This is a genomic window from Niastella sp., from assembly GCF_045805085.1.
Taxonomy (GTDB): Bacteria; Bacteroidota; Bacteroidia; order Chitinophagales; family Chitinophagaceae; genus Niastella.
Genome location: NZ_JBJMLX010000038.1, coordinates 1 through 16,755, shown reverse-complemented (window position 1 = coordinate 16,755; position 16,755 = coordinate 1). Strand labels below are relative to the sequence as shown.

General features: G+C 43.8%; 13 protein-coding genes. 9 read left to right on the top strand and 4 right to left on the bottom strand.

What is annotated here, in order from left to right:
- On the bottom strand, positions 1 to 2,337 hold a 2,337-nt coding region (locus ACJ751_RS01775), incomplete at its 3' end, for a DUF5686 family protein (protein ID WP_407743659.1).
- Between the two features lie 685 nt (positions 2,338 to 3,022).
- On the opposite strand from ACJ751_RS01775, the gene ACJ751_RS01770 reads away from it, so the two are divergent.
- The 7 genes from ACJ751_RS01770 to ACJ751_RS01740 all read left to right on the top strand — a co-directional run bounded on the left by ACJ751_RS01770 (position 3,023) and on the right by ACJ751_RS01740 (position 9,016).
- Positions 3,023 to 3,694, top strand: a complete 672-nt coding sequence (locus tag ACJ751_RS01770) for a hypothetical protein (RefSeq protein ID WP_407743658.1) — start codon at positions 3,023 to 3,025, stop codon at positions 3,692 to 3,694.
- An 8-nt stretch (positions 3,695 to 3,702) separates the two neighbouring features.
- The gene (locus ACJ751_RS01765) at positions 3,703 to 4,002 is read left to right on the top strand and encodes a transcriptional regulator (RefSeq protein ID WP_081146725.1); all 300 of its coding nucleotides are present in this window, start codon (positions 3,703 to 3,705) and stop codon (positions 4,000 to 4,002) included.
- Positions 4,003 to 4,048: 46 nt separating this feature from the next.
- Entirely contained in the window at positions 4,049 to 4,474 is a 426-nt protein-coding gene (locus ACJ751_RS01760) for a hypothetical protein (RefSeq protein ID WP_407743657.1), read from the top strand.
- Positions 4,475 to 4,483: 9 nt separating this feature from the next.
- On the top strand, positions 4,484 to 5,887 hold the full coding sequence (locus ACJ751_RS01755) for a B12-binding domain-containing radical SAM protein (RefSeq protein ID WP_407743656.1): 1,404 nt from the start codon (positions 4,484 to 4,486) through the stop codon (positions 5,885 to 5,887).
- 12 nt (positions 5,888 to 5,899) lie between these two features.
- Positions 5,900 to 7,480, top strand: coding sequence for a DUF4173 domain-containing protein (locus tag ACJ751_RS01750; RefSeq protein ID WP_407743655.1), 1,581 nt, complete (start codon positions 5,900 to 5,902; stop codon positions 7,478 to 7,480).
- 460 nt (positions 7,481 to 7,940) lie between these two features.
- Positions 7,941 to 8,312: a diacylglycerol kinase gene (locus ACJ751_RS01745; protein WP_407743654.1), complete on the top strand. Its 372-nt coding sequence runs from the start codon at positions 7,941 to 7,943 to the stop codon at positions 8,310 to 8,312.
- Positions 8,312 to 9,016, top strand: a complete 705-nt coding sequence (locus ACJ751_RS01740; RefSeq protein WP_407743653.1) for a DUF1361 domain-containing protein — start codon at positions 8,312 to 8,314, stop codon at positions 9,014 to 9,016. Before ACJ751_RS01745 ends, ACJ751_RS01740 begins: the two co-directional genes overlap by 1 nt.
- 157 nt (positions 9,017 to 9,173) lie before the next feature.
- On the opposite strand, the gene ACJ751_RS01735 is transcribed toward ACJ751_RS01740, so the two are convergent.
- On the bottom strand, positions 9,174 to 12,716 hold the full coding sequence (locus ACJ751_RS01735) for a hypothetical protein (protein ID WP_407743652.1): 3,543 nt from the start codon (positions 12,714 to 12,716) through the stop codon (positions 9,174 to 9,176).
- Positions 12,717 to 12,789: 73 nt separating this feature from the next.
- On the opposite strand from ACJ751_RS01735, the gene ACJ751_RS01730 reads away from it, so the two are divergent.
- Positions 12,790 to 13,428 (top strand): MBL fold metallo-hydrolase, encoded by a 639-nt coding sequence (locus ACJ751_RS01730; protein ID WP_407743651.1) that lies wholly within the window; start codon positions 12,790 to 12,792, stop codon positions 13,426 to 13,428.
- Here the strand turns inward: ACJ751_RS01730 and ACJ751_RS01725 are convergent.
- Positions 13,421 to 14,932 carry an oligosaccharide flippase family protein gene (locus tag ACJ751_RS01725; protein ID WP_407743650.1) on the bottom strand — a complete coding sequence of 504 codons (1,512 nt, stop codon included), beginning with the start codon at positions 14,930 to 14,932 and terminating at the stop codon, positions 13,421 to 13,423. The two genes, ACJ751_RS01730 and ACJ751_RS01725, sit on opposite strands and share 8 nt — an antisense overlap.
- 278 nt (positions 14,933 to 15,210) lie before the next feature.
- On the opposite strand from ACJ751_RS01725, the gene ACJ751_RS01720 reads away from it, so the two are divergent.
- On the top strand, positions 15,211 to 15,885 hold the full coding sequence (locus ACJ751_RS01720; RefSeq protein WP_407743649.1) for a hypothetical protein: 675 nt from the start codon (positions 15,211 to 15,213) through the stop codon (positions 15,883 to 15,885).
- A gap of 105 nt (positions 15,886 to 15,990) precedes the next feature.
- On the opposite strand, the gene ACJ751_RS01715 is transcribed toward ACJ751_RS01720, so the two are convergent.
- On the bottom strand, positions 15,991 to 16,755 hold a 765-nt coding region (locus ACJ751_RS01715), incomplete at its 5' end, for a cytochrome-c peroxidase (protein WP_407743648.1).

Below are 16,755 nucleotides of genomic sequence, written 5' to 3'. Positions count from 1 at the left end.
GCCGGCAGGCATGTTCAATGCCCTGTTTTGTTCACTCAGGCTGCCCCACAAACCTTTCACAGTATAAAACTGACGGAATTTTAACCGGCGCGTAAGGTGTGTAAACCGGAATATGCCCGACCCGATATTATGCTCAAAATTAAACCCGGCATATTTATCATGCAGGTATTGCCAGCGGTTCATTAAGCTATAGGCATACTTGTTATAGTAATATATTTCATTACCGGGCGCTACATCCAACAACATAAAGGGCAGGGTGCCGAAGGTTTTACCCGCAAATACATTATAATATAAATTGCCATAGGGCGATATTTTCAAATAGTCAGAAACACTACCGCTTATTTTACTGTAGTCAAAATGGCTGTTCCATACGCCCTTAATACCACGTGTATATTTAAAAGATAAAATAGGATAGGGACTGCCCAGGCTGTACCGGTAAAAATCTCCATCCAGAAACTTTTCCAGGTATGCCCAACGAAGCTGTACTGAAGTTTCAAAGGTATTTAAGGGTTCTGTGGCGCCATTGCCATCAATGAAGATCTCTTTTTCGGGCAGGTTCAACAAAGGATTGTATAACCTGCGTGAACCGGTAAGGGTAACCGATAAACCGGAATGCCATTCCTTGAACAGATCCATCTGCATTAATTCGGTCTTCATGAACTTAATAGGAACACCATTCTTTCTGATGGTTAATGCAAAAATGTTATCCTGGCTTACTTCATCTAAATAGTTCTGCCCGTAATCGAGGTCTTTTGAATACTTGGCCGCAATGTATGTCCGGGGATTCTTCTTGAACAAGTACAGGAAATCCCCTTCGTACTTAAATTGCTGGTCTTTTGTTCCATAGGCCAGGTACCCGTGTAAATACAATTTCTTGAACATTTTTTCATTGGTACCAAGGTCAAAGCGGAAGCGCGTGCCCTCCAGGGTGTTTGCGTAGAGCCAGTTGTACCAGGGTCCAATCTCAAATTTGCCAATATCAAGGTAACCCGTTGCCAGAAAGTTCACTGTTTTTACTGCCCGTTGAAAGGCCGGCAGTTTTAACAGTGTATCGATGGTTTGGTATAATTTCTTTTCAGTAGGGCTTAACTCTTCGTGGCGGTTTTGTACCCAAAAAGAATCGGGCGCATTGTTGGCCTGAGGCGGAAAAATGGTTTCTTCAATGAGCTTGTTTTTGGCCAGCTCATGGGTTACCGACGTATCATTAACAACAATGTTTTTATAGGTGGTGGTTTTTCTGCCAATGGCCGATAACACTTTTTCTTTTTCACCGGAAAGCAGGGAAAGATCAACCACAAATTTATCTCTGGTAAGGAACCAGGTGCTGTCGTTGAGCATACTGAATTCCTGGATCAAACTAAGCCGGTTTACGTAGTTCAGGTTAGCATCTTTACCCAGGCGAAGGTTCATTTTTTGAACGGCAAAGGTGGTATCATGTACCCAGCAATCACCTTCAAATGTGTTTTGTCCTTTGTGTTTGGGAATAAAGAAAAAGTGAATAAGCCGACGGCCGTTTACAAATTGCGAGTCCAGCACTTTGTAATTATAGAACGCATCGCCGTTATCGCTGATGGGACTTACAAACTGTTTGTCGAATACGGGTATGAAGTTGGCGTAAAAGTTTACGTTTTGGTCAATACCGCCCAATAATTTCGAAACACTTTCATTGTTCACCCCCATGGTTTTGGTGCCTCTAAACACTTCACGGCGGCGCAGGGGCGTCTTTTGGAAGTAGTAATCAGAAATGGCTTCTGTAATATACACCGGTAAATAGGGAACCCCTTCCTCTGTGGTATCGATGTTATTCAGCACAAAATTAAACTTCCTGATGAAGGGCAGGTTCTCCCATTTTTCTCTTTTGATGTTCTTGAGGTCTACTTCCAGTTTGTTATACAGTTCATAGGAGAAATTGTGAAAGCGGTAACGGTCGTTCTGCGGTTTGTGTTTCACAATACGTTTCCACATCAGCAGGCCCCGATCAATTTTCTTTTTAACCACCACTGCAGCAAAATTGCCACGTTCCATCAGGACGCTGATGTCTAAAACATTGTTTTTAGCACGGGACAATAAAAAGCTATCGAATGGTAGTTTAAAATCCTGATAGCCTACATAAGAAATGATGAGGGTGTCAGAAGGCCATTCGTTAAAATGAAAGATGAATGATCCTGCCGAATCGCTGAGTTTGCCGGTCTTTTGTTTCTGGAACTGCATAGAGGCAAAAGGGATACGTTCGTCGCTATGAGCATCTTTTACAATTCCTTTCAGTATCCTGGTTTGGGCTATTGTGCTTTGGGTCAACAGAATCAGCAACAGGATTTTAAGCGGTCTAATAGGCATTCTTATAAGGTCGGTTTGATTTCACCGCCAAAAATACAATAACAGACAGAAAAGCATATTGTTAAAAAAGATAAAAAGGGCTATCACATCGGTAAAACCCGAATTATTTCGGTGAATACATGGTAGAAGATTGCATAATTATCGTGAAAATACCATTAATAATGTTGTGGCAACACTGTATATGATACATACAGTTGTTAGTATATGAGGTAAAAGGAAAGGCAGTGAGTAATGGTGAACAGGCAATCGGCAGTAGGGAGGAGGCAAAGGGCAGAGGGCAAAAGGCCCTCCTACGCTAAAGCTTGCGCCTCCGCTAAAGCTTCAGCGACACGCGGACGGCGGGCAAGGCAAGACAGCTGAAAGCTAAAAAGTGAAGCTGAAAGCAAATGCATACAGCCTCAAGCTGCAAGCTATAAGCCATAAGCAATACACCACCCAGCGATTCTCCTTCAGATCAGATGACAGTAGCTGCTCGCTACTGAGCCGATGGCCAGCAACCAAGAACCAAAGAACTAAAAACTAAAGAACTAAAAAACTCAATAACTATCAAATCTAATAACCCTGAATTCGGGCTTTATATCCGAAGCTTTGAACTTTCAACTTAAAGCTAAAAAACTGCTTTTATTTTTAAAAAGTTTGGAAATCTAAAAAACACGCACTTACTTTGTTTTACAAAGTGCTTTTTATGGATAGCCAACATCCCCCGCTGGAAACCCTGCAGGACATTAAACGAATGATGGAACGGTCGTCGCGCTTCATATCCCTGAGTGGATGGAGCGGGATCAGCGCCGGCGTATGCGCCCTGGTGGGAGCTGTGGTCGCACAGCTGCGTATTAACAGCTATTTGCTGGGGTTGCGGAGTGACTATACTTCTGAAAGTTATTACCGCGGTGAAACTTACACCTTAAGCGGCAGCGGTTATGATCTGTACCGCGACCTGTTATTGATTGCCGGTATAACATTCCTGGCAGCCTTTATATCATCCTTTTTGTTCACCCGGGCGCGTAGCCGCCGTAATGGCACCTCCATGTGGGACCGTACCGTGCAGCGCCTGGCCTGGAACACCGTTTTGCCTATGATGGTAGGCGGGTTTGTTATATTACGTTTGCTGGAATCAGGATTCTATGGAATGGTGGCGCCCGTTTGTTTGATCTTTTACGGGCTCGCATTGGTGAACGCGTCGAAATATACCCTCGGCGAGATCCGGTATTTGGGGTATGGACAACTAATATTGGGTATTATTAATTTGTGGACAGGAGGTTGGGGTTTGTATTTTTGGGCCGCAGGTTTTGGCATACTGCATATTGTGTATGGAGCTATTATGTGGTGGAAGTATGAACGTCAGCCTGGACAATAATTTACAGCATGAAGAACCCGATTGAAAATCTTAATAAAATTTTTGATAGCCGCATTCGCATGGGGGTCATGAGTATCCTCGTTGTGAATGAGGAGGTGAGTTTTAATGACCTTAAACAAATGCTCGATGTAACCGATGGCAATCTGGCATCGCACATGGTAAACCTGGAAGAAAATGGATACATTAAAGTACATAAGGGATTTATTGGCCGCAAAACCAATACAACCTATTCTATTACCCGGGCAGGTGAAAAAGCATTCAAAGACCATATTGAGGCATTGGAAAATATGATCAAAGGCATGAAGTAAATTTTTTTTATCCTTTCACTTTGAAATACAAAGCACTTTTAATTTTATGAAGTACGCATTTTTAAAACAACTGTTATTAGCGATCGCTATCTGGTTTTGGGCTGTAATACTAAACACCATTTTAGGTACCATTTACCTGGTGGCAATCAATTTTGATACTGCGGGCAACCTGCTGGAATGTGGTATTTTTTACGGCGCCATTTTTTCCTTCCCGATTATGATAACCATTCTTATTATCATCATCACGTATACTGCGAATAATAAAAAGGGCGCCCGGTTATTCAATACGGTTTTTATAACCAGTATAGTGCTTACCGTAATTGCGTCTGTGCTTTTCTGGAAGTTGGTATATGTACGAGGAATAGTAATGGGGTTGGTATTGATGTGTATTACCATAGTATCAGGGATTATAAGCCTGATGACATTTTACAAACGCCTGGTACAATTGGGCGGCGATTTTAGAACCGCTTAAAAGTATAGCATGAAAATCAAAATGATCCTGCCGGCGCTTACAGAGGCCAAAAGCCCTTACTGGCGCCCGATTAAGTACTCCCTGTTTCCGCCACTGGGGCTAGCTACACTGGCGGCTTATTGCTCATCCGATGATGAAATTGATCTGCAGGATGAACATGTTGAGGAATTGCAGATCAACGATTCGCCCGACCTGGTAATAATACAGGTGTATATCACCAATGCTTTCCGGGCCTACAAACTGGCCGATCATTACCGCCAGCGGGGTGCGTATGTTTGCCTGGGAGGGTTGCATGTTTCTTCCCTGCCCGATGAAGCAACACCGCATGCCGACAGTATTTTTATTGGTCCGGGTGAAGATACCTTCCCGGAGTTCCTGAAAGATTTTCGCAATAAAACACCGCGCAAGGTATATGTGAATAGCAAGCGCACTATTGCAGATATTCCACCTATACGCCGTGACCTTATAAAACGCAGTCATTACCTGGTGCCAAATTCAATCGTGGTATCGAGAGGTTGTCCGCACCATTGTGATTTCTGTTATAAAGATGCTTTTTTCGAAGGCGGTAAATCCTTCTATACCCAACGGGTTGATGCTGCTCTTGCAGAAATAGACCGCCTGTCAGGTAAACACCTTTATTTTTTGGATGACCATTTATTAGGCAATCACAAATTTTCCAGTGCTTTATTCGAAGGCATGAAAGGGATGAACCGGGTATTTCAAGGCGCTTCTACCATCGATGCCATTTTACGCGGCAACCTGATAGAACAAGCCGCAAAAGCCGGTTTACGAAGTGTGTTCATTGGGTTTGAAACGCTCAGCAATGCTAATCTTGCACAAAGCAATAAGAAGCAGAACCTGGGAAAAGATTATCGCGCAGCCATCAAACGTTGCCATTCACTGGGCATTATGATCAACGGCAGCTTTGTATTTGGGCTGGATGATGATGATAAAGATGTATTCGACAGAACAGTTGACTGGGCGGTGGAAAATGCATTGACCACCTGCACCTTTCATATTCTTACTCCATACCCCGGTACTCGTTTGTACCAGTCAATGGAACAACAGGGTCGTTTGTTACATCGTAACTGGGATCTGTACGATACGCGCCAGGTAGTATATAAAACAGTTGGGTTAAGTGCCTCTGCACTGAAAGCTGGCTACGATCATGCATACCAATCATTCTATTCCTGGAAGAACATTTGCCGGGCCAGTATGCAGCACGATACGCTTAAACATCAGCTCAAACATTTTGCCTATGCCGGTGGCTGGAAGAAGTTTGAACCCTTATGGAATTTCATGATAAAAACAAAAGGGCTCAATAATATGCTGCCCCTGCTGGAAACTATTTTATCGAAAGTAAAACACAAAAACAATCAAACCTCAGTAAGCCCATTCCCGGCTATTGCATAAATAATCTACACTATGAACAAAGATCTTGTAAAAATAATTTTAGTAACAGCAGGTGCTGTTTTATTTAACCTGGTTTTCTGGAACGAAAAACTGGCCATCAATACTGTGCTGTTTGATGCGTTCTTACTGTCGGCCCTGTTTTTCCTGTACCCCACTGCCCGTAAGTCGGCCACGGTGAACTGGCTCCTGCTGGGACACCTGGTTAGTTTAATAATGGTAGTGGTGCACAATACCGACCTGAGTAAAATTGCTTTTGTGGTTACGCTGCTGCTGATAGCAGGCTTTGCCGAGTATACTCATCGCTCAGCCTGGTTTGCCGGTGGCTCCATGTTGATGAATTTGGTAATGGTAGTTGCCTCCTTTGTAGAATCCATTAAGATAAATAAAGGCAAGCCAGCCAAACGTAAAGGCGTAAGCCGTTTCATCCGGTTTGCGATCTTTCCGCTTATTCTGGTGATCATCTTCTTTTTAATTTACCGGGATGCGAATAACGCTTTTTCCGACATTGCAGGCCGTATAGGGGTGCAACTGGAAGTCTTCTTTGGTCACTTTTTCGATTTCTTCTCCTGGCAACGCTTGTTGTTTCTTTTATTAGGACTATTAATCACCGGTTCTATCTTACTGAAAAGCAAACTGGATTATTTCAGCACCCGTGAAACCCGAATGAACGATGGGTTGCAACGTTCCAGGAAATCACTGCTTCAGAAAAGAAAGGGTGGCTTTTTTCAGTTCGTTGAAATGATCATGGGTAAAATGGCCAGCGGTATGATGGCCCTGAAGAATGAGAACACTACAGGTATTATCAGCCTGGTATTATTGAATGTGTTGTTGCTGCTGGTGAACTGCGTTGACGTGAATTTTTTATGGTTGCATTTTCAATACAAACCTGGATTACCAGTATATAAGATGGTGCACGAAGGAACAGAACTGCTGATTGTTTCCATAGTACTGGCAATGGCAATATTATTGTTCTTCTTTAAAGGCAATCTAAATTTCTACAAACGGAACAGGTGGTTAAAGTATGGCGCCTATGCCTGGATCATACAGAACGCCATGCTGGTAAGTTCGGTTTTCCTGCGCGACTATTATTATATACTTAAACATGGCCTCGCATACAAACGGATTGGCGTACTGTTCTTTTTGTTAATGGTATTGATTGGCCTCATAACCGTATTCCTGAAGATCTGGAGCCGTAGAACAAACTATTTCTTATTCAGAGTGAATGCATGGGCGGGTATAGCTGTGCTGGTGCTGGCTACTACTATTCACTGGGATGAATTTATTGCCGGTTATAATCTGAAAAGAAAGAATACGGTTGACCTGGATGTATCGTTCCTGCTTTCCCTGTCAGACAAGGCCTTACCCTTGCTTGATACAAACATCGTAGCATTACAAAAACGCGAGAACGATGCAAGGCTCCAAAAACATAATTCGCAACCGGTCTGCGATACCTGTTTTATTGAAGAATTAAAGCAACGGGAAATACAATTTGTGCAAAAGCAAAAAGAGTTAACCTGGTTGTCGTGGAATTATGCCGATGCCTATACCAAAAAGTATTTTCGAAAAAAAGGATTGATAACCGCTATTAATTAAAGCTATGGTAACTCCTTTGTCTGTCGCAGTAAAAATATGGGCGAAAACAATTGCGATGTTGATAATTATTGGTTCAATGTGCGCACTATGTTTGGGAGTGGGCTGGGGCATTTTGTTTGTAGGATTAGCCCTTATTTTTGGATTCTTTATAACGTTGCCATTGTTAATAGGTATTTCACCCCTGGTAAAATGGTCGTCCCTGATACCCTATTCTAAACAGTCAAGAATGGGTTGGCTGATATTTTTTCTTTTCCTGTTTTACCTGTTGATTTTTATAGGGGCAGGGTTGTTATCAGTTGGTTATCATGATGGGTGTTTTGGGGATTTTATGACAAAAGATGGGGCCGTTTGTATGCTGAGCATAATTGTTGTGCAATTTATTGCGGTAAGAACAACCCGAAAATCATTATATAAATTATATGAACAGCTTTGATGTTCTCACGATTAAAAAAAATGTTATATGAAGTCACGTGAGGAGTTTTCTATCCGGGCAAGAGTAAGAAGCTTTCGGTTTGCATTGGAAGGTATTGCTGCTTTTTTTCAAAGTGAGCACAACGCCTGGTTACATTTTATGGCAACCATAGCGGTGTTTACCTTGGCCACCCTGGTAGGGGTTACCAAAACTGAATTGCTGTCGCTGGTATTTGCCATTGGTTTTGTTTGGGTGACTGAAATGTTCAATACCTGTATTGAACGCGTGATGGATTTTGTTTCGGATCAACGGCATAAGGACATAAAATTTATAAAAGACCTGGCGGCAGGTGCTGTATTAGTAGCAGCCATAACGGCCCTGGTTGTTGGGGCAGTTGTATTTATACCTAAATTATTTTAATGATGAAAGTGGCGCAAATGAAACTATTCAGTAAGCCTTATCGCTGGATGTTGTTTAAAACAACCAGTAACGAAATGGATCGCATGCTTACCCTGTCAATGGGTTTTAGCATTGCATTGGTGCTGGCGCGTATTACTTATACCGGCCAACTCACCTTTCTGTCGCTGATCTGGAATCTTTTCCTGGCCTGGTTGCCGTATATGGTATCAGGCTGGTTGCAAAAGCGCAACCTTGCGTATACCAATCCCATAAAGTTTGTAGTGGTAGCGTTTGTCTGGCTGTTGTTCATACCCAATTCTTTTTACATAATGACCGATCTGTTTCATTTGGGCGAACACCCCAATGTGCCCAATTGGTTCGATCTCACGATGATCATTTCTTTTGCCTGGGATGGCTTGTTGCTGGGTGTTTTATCGGTACGGCAAATGGAGAAAATGATGCAGCAGTTTTTGCCTGGCATGCGTGAAATATTTTTTATTTATCCCATTATGTGGTTGAATGCATTGGGAATATACATAGGACGCTACCCGCGGTTCAATAGCTGGGATATTGTAACCAACCCCATCGGGTTATCAACTTACCTGATAAGAATGACGATCCATCCCATTCAATATAAATATGCCTGGGGCATGGTGGCCTGTTTCTCGGTATTCATGACGCTGGTGTACCTCACTATAAAAAGAATGAGTAAAGCTATTCATTGATCCCGCCGCTATACCCTTCCAAAATAGCGGTTGGTTATCCACAAACGGCGCTGTGTTCCCACAGCGTCTTTATTGTAAGCATCTCTGAAACACATAAAAAAGCCTCGCGATTTTTGTCGCGAGGCTTTTTTATTATTTCTCTTTGCCCTTTGCCGTATTAAAAATCCACACCCATAGCAAAGTGCAGGTAGGGTTTGTCTTTGAAGAAGGTATTCATTTCCCAACCGGCATCGAGGCGAAGGAAGTAGCCCAGCAGCGTACTGCGCACGCCAAATCCATAACCACCAACAAACGGTCCAATACCGCCGGCTTTTATGAGTACCTGCGCCTGGCCATCTCCATACACCATTTGCGGGCGCGATAATTTATTATACTGGCCATTCCAGGCGCTGCCCAGGTCAATAAATTGAAGGACCTGGAAGTTGCGCAGGAAGGCATTGTTGATCGGTTTATTAAACAGGGTAGAAAATACCGGCAACCGGAATTCGCTGTTTATTACTATGTTGTTATTGCCATTGGCCACGTTTTGGGGGAAGCCACGCATATTAACTGCCAGTGACTGGAAGGCATAGTCGGGGTCCGCAGGTTTGGGATTCACGCTATACTTCGGGAACATCCAGCCATCTACACCACCCAGATAGTAAATGATCTTCTGGCTACCCCAGGAGAAATCACCTGAAGCCCGGCCAGCCCAAATGAAGTTGCGATAAATGGGATAGTAATAGCGGCCATCAAAACCAAAATTATAGGTATAACGTCCTGGTTTAACAGTGGTAACAGCTGAGGGTTTACTGATCTGTGCATCGATGTCCAGGTAAATTTTAAAACGCAACCCGTTATAGATGTTGGTAGCTTTTAAAATAGCATCATCATGAATATATTCCAGGCGGGATACCGCATAGGTTTGTTTGTTTACATCGGGCGTTTTTAAGGTAAAGGTATCACCCAGCTCACCGCGTACCACTACTTTGTCGGTACGGATACCGCCTGAAAACCGGAGGCTGCGCACTCTGTCGAACGGATATTTCACGACGCCCTGGTACAGGTTGGTGACTGATTTCCCTTCATAAGCTATTGAAGTACCGCCTATGTTCTGTATGTTGCCCAGTTCGGTACGGCGATAATAGATAAATGAATAATCGAAGCGTTTTTTGAGGTAATCAGCCCGGGCGTACCACTCACCACCGCCATCGAACAACGATTGATTGACCGGTACAAAAATGCTGCTATTGTTGTTGCCTACCATGGCCCCTGTTCCGGTACCGCCGATCAGTGGCAGTCGCATGGCGCCGGTAAAGCGGATGTCTTCAAACAGATCGAATATCGATGCTTTCAGCATACCATTGAACGCGCCACCGCTTTGCAACATGATTGGCAGGGCGCCCGTATAAGGCTGATAACGGCTAATAAGAACATCATTATTAAAACCACCGGAGAAATTATCTACTGAAAATTTCAGCTTATAATCGAACCGCTTGGCCTTTTTCAGAATTGACTCTTCTGGCTCTTTGGATGCAGCTGCTGCCTGTGCAGCCGGTACTGTCGGTGGCGTTACTGATGAGGGTGGCGGCTGGTTTTGCCAGCCCACGCTATCTTTTTTTGTGCTGTCTTTTTTCTCTTTTTCAAATCCGGTCTCAAAAATATCGCTGATCTTTTGTGGTTGCTGTTGCTGTGTGGGGTTTGGTTTGTTAAACGTAATAGCGGCGCCGCTTGCAGCCTGTTCGGCAATAATGGTCTTGCGCCGGTATTCGGTAGGCCTGACATTCAAATTGCGTTTCTTCAGCGAGGCATCATCTACCTTTAGCCGATATAAGAATTTCAGATTCCCCTGTTGTCTTACTTCACTGACCTGGCCATTGTACCCGGCGATCTTTGTTTCAATCAGGGCGCTTTGGTAGTTGGTTATAGGGAATGTGTATGCGGAGTCTTTTGTTACAGAAAAGGTGAATACTGAATCCGGTTCGGTTTTGCCCCAGGCTTTCAGGGTGGAGTCTATCTCCGTTTGATCTGGGTTACGCAACACCTGGTCGCCAACCAGTACCACGGTATCGAGGCCTGCCCGCTGCGTGCTGAAGAAGCCCGCAAAACGGTTGCTGATACCGGTTTCATCACTTACAAATGTAAAGTGATAGGTATTGTACTGCATGGGAAAACGGGCGTTCCCGTATTTCATCTTCGTTAACTGGGTAATTTGGCGGAATTCACTTTTGTTATAGTTGTCGGCCAGGAAAATATTATATCGTTGGCTGGCAACAGCGGTATCGCCTCCTTTGGTAGTGGCATCGGGCCTGTTAGAGGAGAAAATGATCCCGGTCTTATTGGGGAATGCTACAAAGCTGGCATCCAGATCGGCATAAGAATCATTGGTAAGCTGCTCGTAGGTATCCTTTTCAATATTATAAATGTATAGATCCGATTGCCCATTGCGAACAGCGCTAAATAACAGGGTATTGGAGTTCAGCATAAATTCCATGCTCTGGATCTGTTCAAAATGGGGAATATCCTGTTTTATCCGTTTAAAGTGGGCAACCATGTCGTACACGAACAGGTGTACCTTGCCTTCAGACCAGTAAACGCAGGCGAGGCGGGAACCTTTACCGTCCCAGGCCAACAGGGGATAGTTGGGGTTAACCTCATTTTCATTGGAGCGTACGCCAATGTTCAACAGCACTTTTCTTTCGGTCATATTCTCCCACAATACAACGCGGTACTTCCCTTTTATAAACTCCACCACGGCATAGGTCTGGCTGCGGGGGGAGGGGTTTTGCGTAAAATGTAAAAAGTCTTTATTGTGGGTTACTTCTTCAACAATGGCCACGGTGCCTTTGGGGATATCGCGCCGTCCGCGGAGGTCTTTTTCATACATCTCCGATCGCTCATTCATGAAATCCTTCAGCACTTCCTTGAACTTCTTTTTACAAATGCGTTGCGAGGCACTGTTAAGGTTGCGGTACACGCGCGACAGGTATAAAAAGTAGGTGACGTTCTCTTTTTTATATTTTTCAGCTATGTACTGCCAGAAGGCATGACCGGCCAGCAGGGGTTTTTCGTACGCTAACTGGTAAAAGTTCGTATAGTCGCCCGAAAGCAGGGCCAGTTTCAGTTCGTTATCGTAGGCGGGGCTCCAATCTTCGGCTACATAATCAACATACCCGTCAACCAGCCATTTGGGAAGGTCGAGCAATGCCTGGTTGGTGGCAAACTCCCCCAGGTCGTCACCGAAAAGAATATTATCAACCAGGATGCGGGCAATGCCCTGGCGTATTTGTTTACGTAAATTGGCATGGTCGCCATCGTAATAGATCACCACTTTGTTGTTCACCAGCTTGGTAATACCCCCGGCTGTTTGCCAGTCGAGGTTCAACCCAATGTTGGATTGTTGTAATTCATCAAAAGTATTATATATAACAATATTGGCGCGGCGTTGCAGGCCATACTCTACAAACTGTTCCAAAGCGGGCAATTCGGTTTCAGCCACCTGAGCTACGTAATTGGCAATAGGCTGACCATTTTCGTAGAAATAAGTATTGAAATTGGTGCTTTGATAGTACTGCCATTTAAATTTACGGTACTGAACCCGGTTCTTTCCAAATTCCACAGTATTCACCTGGGCGAATAGTACGGTTGGCAGCAACAAGGCAAGTAACAAGGGAAAGGAAGAAATAACTTTTGTCTTTGGCTGAATCTGTTGAAATTGCATAGCCTGTCTTTAAATGTTTTTAAAGTTATAACAATCCATAATACCGCGAAAATCAATTATAATAGGTACGAATATGCTTACAGCGACGTCGTTTACATTTAACCCTCTTCAGGAAAATACGTATGTGGTGCATAACGAAACGGGGGAATGCTGCATTATTGACCCCGGCTGTTATTTCGGCAATGAACGTAATGAGTTGAAAGAATACATACAAACTTCCGGCCTGACGCCTAAATATTTGTTAAATACCCATTGCCATCTGGACCACGTATTCGGAAACAAATTCATTCATGACACCTGGGGATTAACCCTTCACCTCCACGAAAAAGAAATACCCGTACTTGACCAGGGTCCGGCATTTGGATTGTCCTGGGGCTTGCCTTTCGATAATTACAAAGGCGACCTTATCTTTTTACGCGAAGGAGATACCATACCGTTGGGTAATGATGCATTCCGGGTGCTTTTTACACCTGGTCATTCGCCTGGACATATTGCTTTTTATTGTCAGGCGCAGCAGTTTGTTTTGGGTGGCGATGTGTTATTCCTGGAGGGCATTGGCCGTACCGACCTGCCCGGCGGAAATTTTGATACGCTCATAGCCAGCATTCGTAACCAGTTATTTATTTTACCAGAAGATACCGTGGTTTTTCCGGGCCATGGCCCACAGACTACAATCGGGTATGAGAAAAAACACAACCCATTTCTTAAATGAACCTGTAGATCAGCTTTCCCACATAGGGCAATTTGCTGAATTCCTTACGTTCAACCCGCAAAATAAATACTAGGTAACCAACCGTAAACAACGTGGCCAGGGAAAGGCTTATCCATTCTTTGGGCCACCAGCCGGTTACGGTATGGTGAACAAGATATAAAGCGTACACGATCACCATATAGGCGCACAACTTTTTGGTAGCATAGGGGATGGGGTATCTTTTTTGTCCCCATATGTACGAAACGACCATCATGCTGCCATAGCAGAAGAAGGTTGCCCAGGCGCAGGCCAAAAAGCTGAACCGGGGAATAAAGGCGGCATTAATTACTAACGTAATAATGGCCCCTATCAGCGTGATCCAGGCGCCGGCCGAGGTTTTTTGTGATAATTTATACCAGATACTGAGGTTGTAATAGATACCCAGGAACATATTCGCAAATAGCAGAATGGGCACCACTGTAAGCCCTTTCCACATGGCTTCGTTCTGAATAAAATTTTTCCATACATCCAGGTACAGCGCCACCACCAGGAACATAAGGGTTATGGTGATCACAAAGAATTTCATTACCCGGGCATATGTTTTTGGGGCGTCCTCAGAAAGGGATTGTTTAAAGAAAAATGGTTCGGCTCCCATGCGAAACGCCTGAATGAACAGGGTAATAAGAATGGAGAGCTTATAACAGGCGCTATAAGTACCCACCTCAAAACGGGCGGCCTGTATTGATTGTACCGGCGCCCACCAACCCAGCATAATGCGGTCGAAGGTTTCATTGATCATACCGGCAAAACCAGCTATGGCCAGCGGCAATGCATACACCATTACTTCCTTCCACATGGGCAAATTGAACTTCCAGTCAAAATCGAACAGTTCTTTTCGTAATATGATCAGCTGGTAAAACGACTGTACTGCATTCGCCAGTAAGATATAGCCTACGCCAAAGTCTTTGTGGTAGAGCAATAACAGTGGACTGTTTTCATTTTTTTCAAGAATGCGGGGGCATACCGATAAAAAGAAATAGATAATGGCTATGTTTATGATAATACCGCTTACCCGTACAAAGGCAAACTTTACGGGACGGCCTTCATGTCTCAGTTTGGCAAAAGGCAGGGCCGATAAAGCATCAAATGCTATGATGAGCGCACTTATGGTAACATATTCCGGATGATCCTGAATAGAGATCAGGTGCGCAAACGGCACATTGAAGATCATCAACAGGGCGCACAAAGTGAATGTGCTTGCCATCAGAGAAATGGAAAGCGTACCGTAGATATCCTTCTTGTAGTCTTCTTTTTGAACATACCTGAAATAAGCCGTTTCTACCCCAAACAGAAAAAGGGTATTTAAAAAGGGAATGGCTGCATATACCAGGCTCATTTCTCCGAAACCGGCGCCACTTAATTTATAAGTCAGGTACGGAGTAAGCAGGTAATTCAGGAAACGGGCAAAAATACTACTGACCCCATACCACAATGTTTGCCCGGCTAATTTTTTAATACCGCTCAATGAAATTTATTTAAAGATTAATGGTCAAAATTAAGGGTTCAATCATAATAACGCCGCACCCGGGGGCCTGATTATACAGGATATAGGGCAGAAATAACAATTAGCATACAGGTGGCGCCCCGATTATGCGTATAAACATTGATTATCAGGCCCTCTTCAGGAAAGCCAGATTATAATCGGGGCGTTTCAGGGGGCCAGATTGTGCATATGTTTTTGCTTCGCTACTATTGCAATCTTTAACCGCCGATTGTATATTTAAGCTTCAAAATCCGATCCCGATGAAGATATCTTTACCATTAATGGTCCTTGTAACCGTTATAACAGTAAGCACTCCTGCATTTTCGCAATCCGGCGAAACAAAAGTTGAATTTCAAAAAGGCGATAAAGTAGCCGCTATCATTGAATTACCTTATACGGCCCGCGTAGTGGAAGACGCCGTCCAGGAATGGATGGAGAAAAAAGGGGGTAAAAGTGATCGCGTCAAAAGTTTTGATGTATATCGCAATACCCGCCTGGATAAAGATGAACCTGAAATTGTTGATGTGTATTACAAGGTAGACCGCAAGATGACGAAAGACCATGAAAACGCTGTAATCTACCTGCTCATTGGCCGTCCAGGCGAAAATGTAGGCGCCCGCACCGACGATGATCACTTTAAGATAGTTGAGTCAAAGGAACTGTTGAATAAAATGGCTCCTTACATCGATACCTATAATCTTGAAGTACAACTAAAATTACAGGAAGAGGTGGTGAAGAAATCAGAAAAGAAACTGCTGAATCTGAAAGATGATCAGTACGATCTGGAAAAGAAATTGAAGAACCTGCAAGATAAGATCGCTCAGAACAAGAATGATCAACAATTGCAAACTGACGATCTGACCCGTCAGAAAGAAGCGTTGAATGTCATCCAGAATAAAAAGGATACAAGCCAGGGTAAGTTAAGCAAGCAATAAGTTATTGGTTAAAAGAAGAAGCGTTTTTTGTAAATAGTTGTAAGTCCCGACGGTACCGTCGGGATTTTTTTATTTACCCGCCGAAGCCTTGGCGCAGGAGGGTTACTATGGTTGTGAAAACCTGGTATCGCTTATAAACGTAGAATCAGTAAGCGTTTTCAGAAATTCAACCAGGTAAAACTTTTCGGCATTGGTAAGCGGGATCTTGTTCTTTAGCAAGGGATCGAGTGTGGGACCATTTTGAACATCATTGCTGTAAAAGTCCAGCACACTGGTAATAGAAGAAAAGCGGCCATCGTGTTCATAAGGAAAAGTAACGGCCACATTGCGTAAGCTGGGTACTTTAAACTTCAGGGAGTCTGCCCGGTTATTGGTGATGCGCATTCTGCCATAATCCCGGATATACGGATCAACCGGTAACCCCACATTGCGAAAGCTATGATCGGTGAACAGGGGTTCAGAATGGCAACCGGTACATTTGGCCTGAAACAGCGTGTACCCGTTTTGCTCCGTTAAAGAAAAAGCCGCCATGCCCTGTTTTACTTTATCGTATTTTGAATTAGCCGATACCAGGGAAGTTACAAACTGGGTAATGGCATAGAGCATTCGCTGCGTATTGATGCTGTCATTGCCAAAGGCGGCTGTAAACATTTTTTTATATTCCTCATCCTGCTGCAGTTTACCAATCACATTGGTTACGGTTTCGGCCATTTCATTAGGCGCCGTCATGGGCGCCAGTGGCTGTACTTCGATATTGGTAATGCCGCCATCCCAATGCATCTCTTTGTTCCAGGCCATATTGAACAGACCCGGCGCATTACGAAGGGTGAACTGGTTATTAAAACCATGACTGAGGGGGTGATCGTAGGT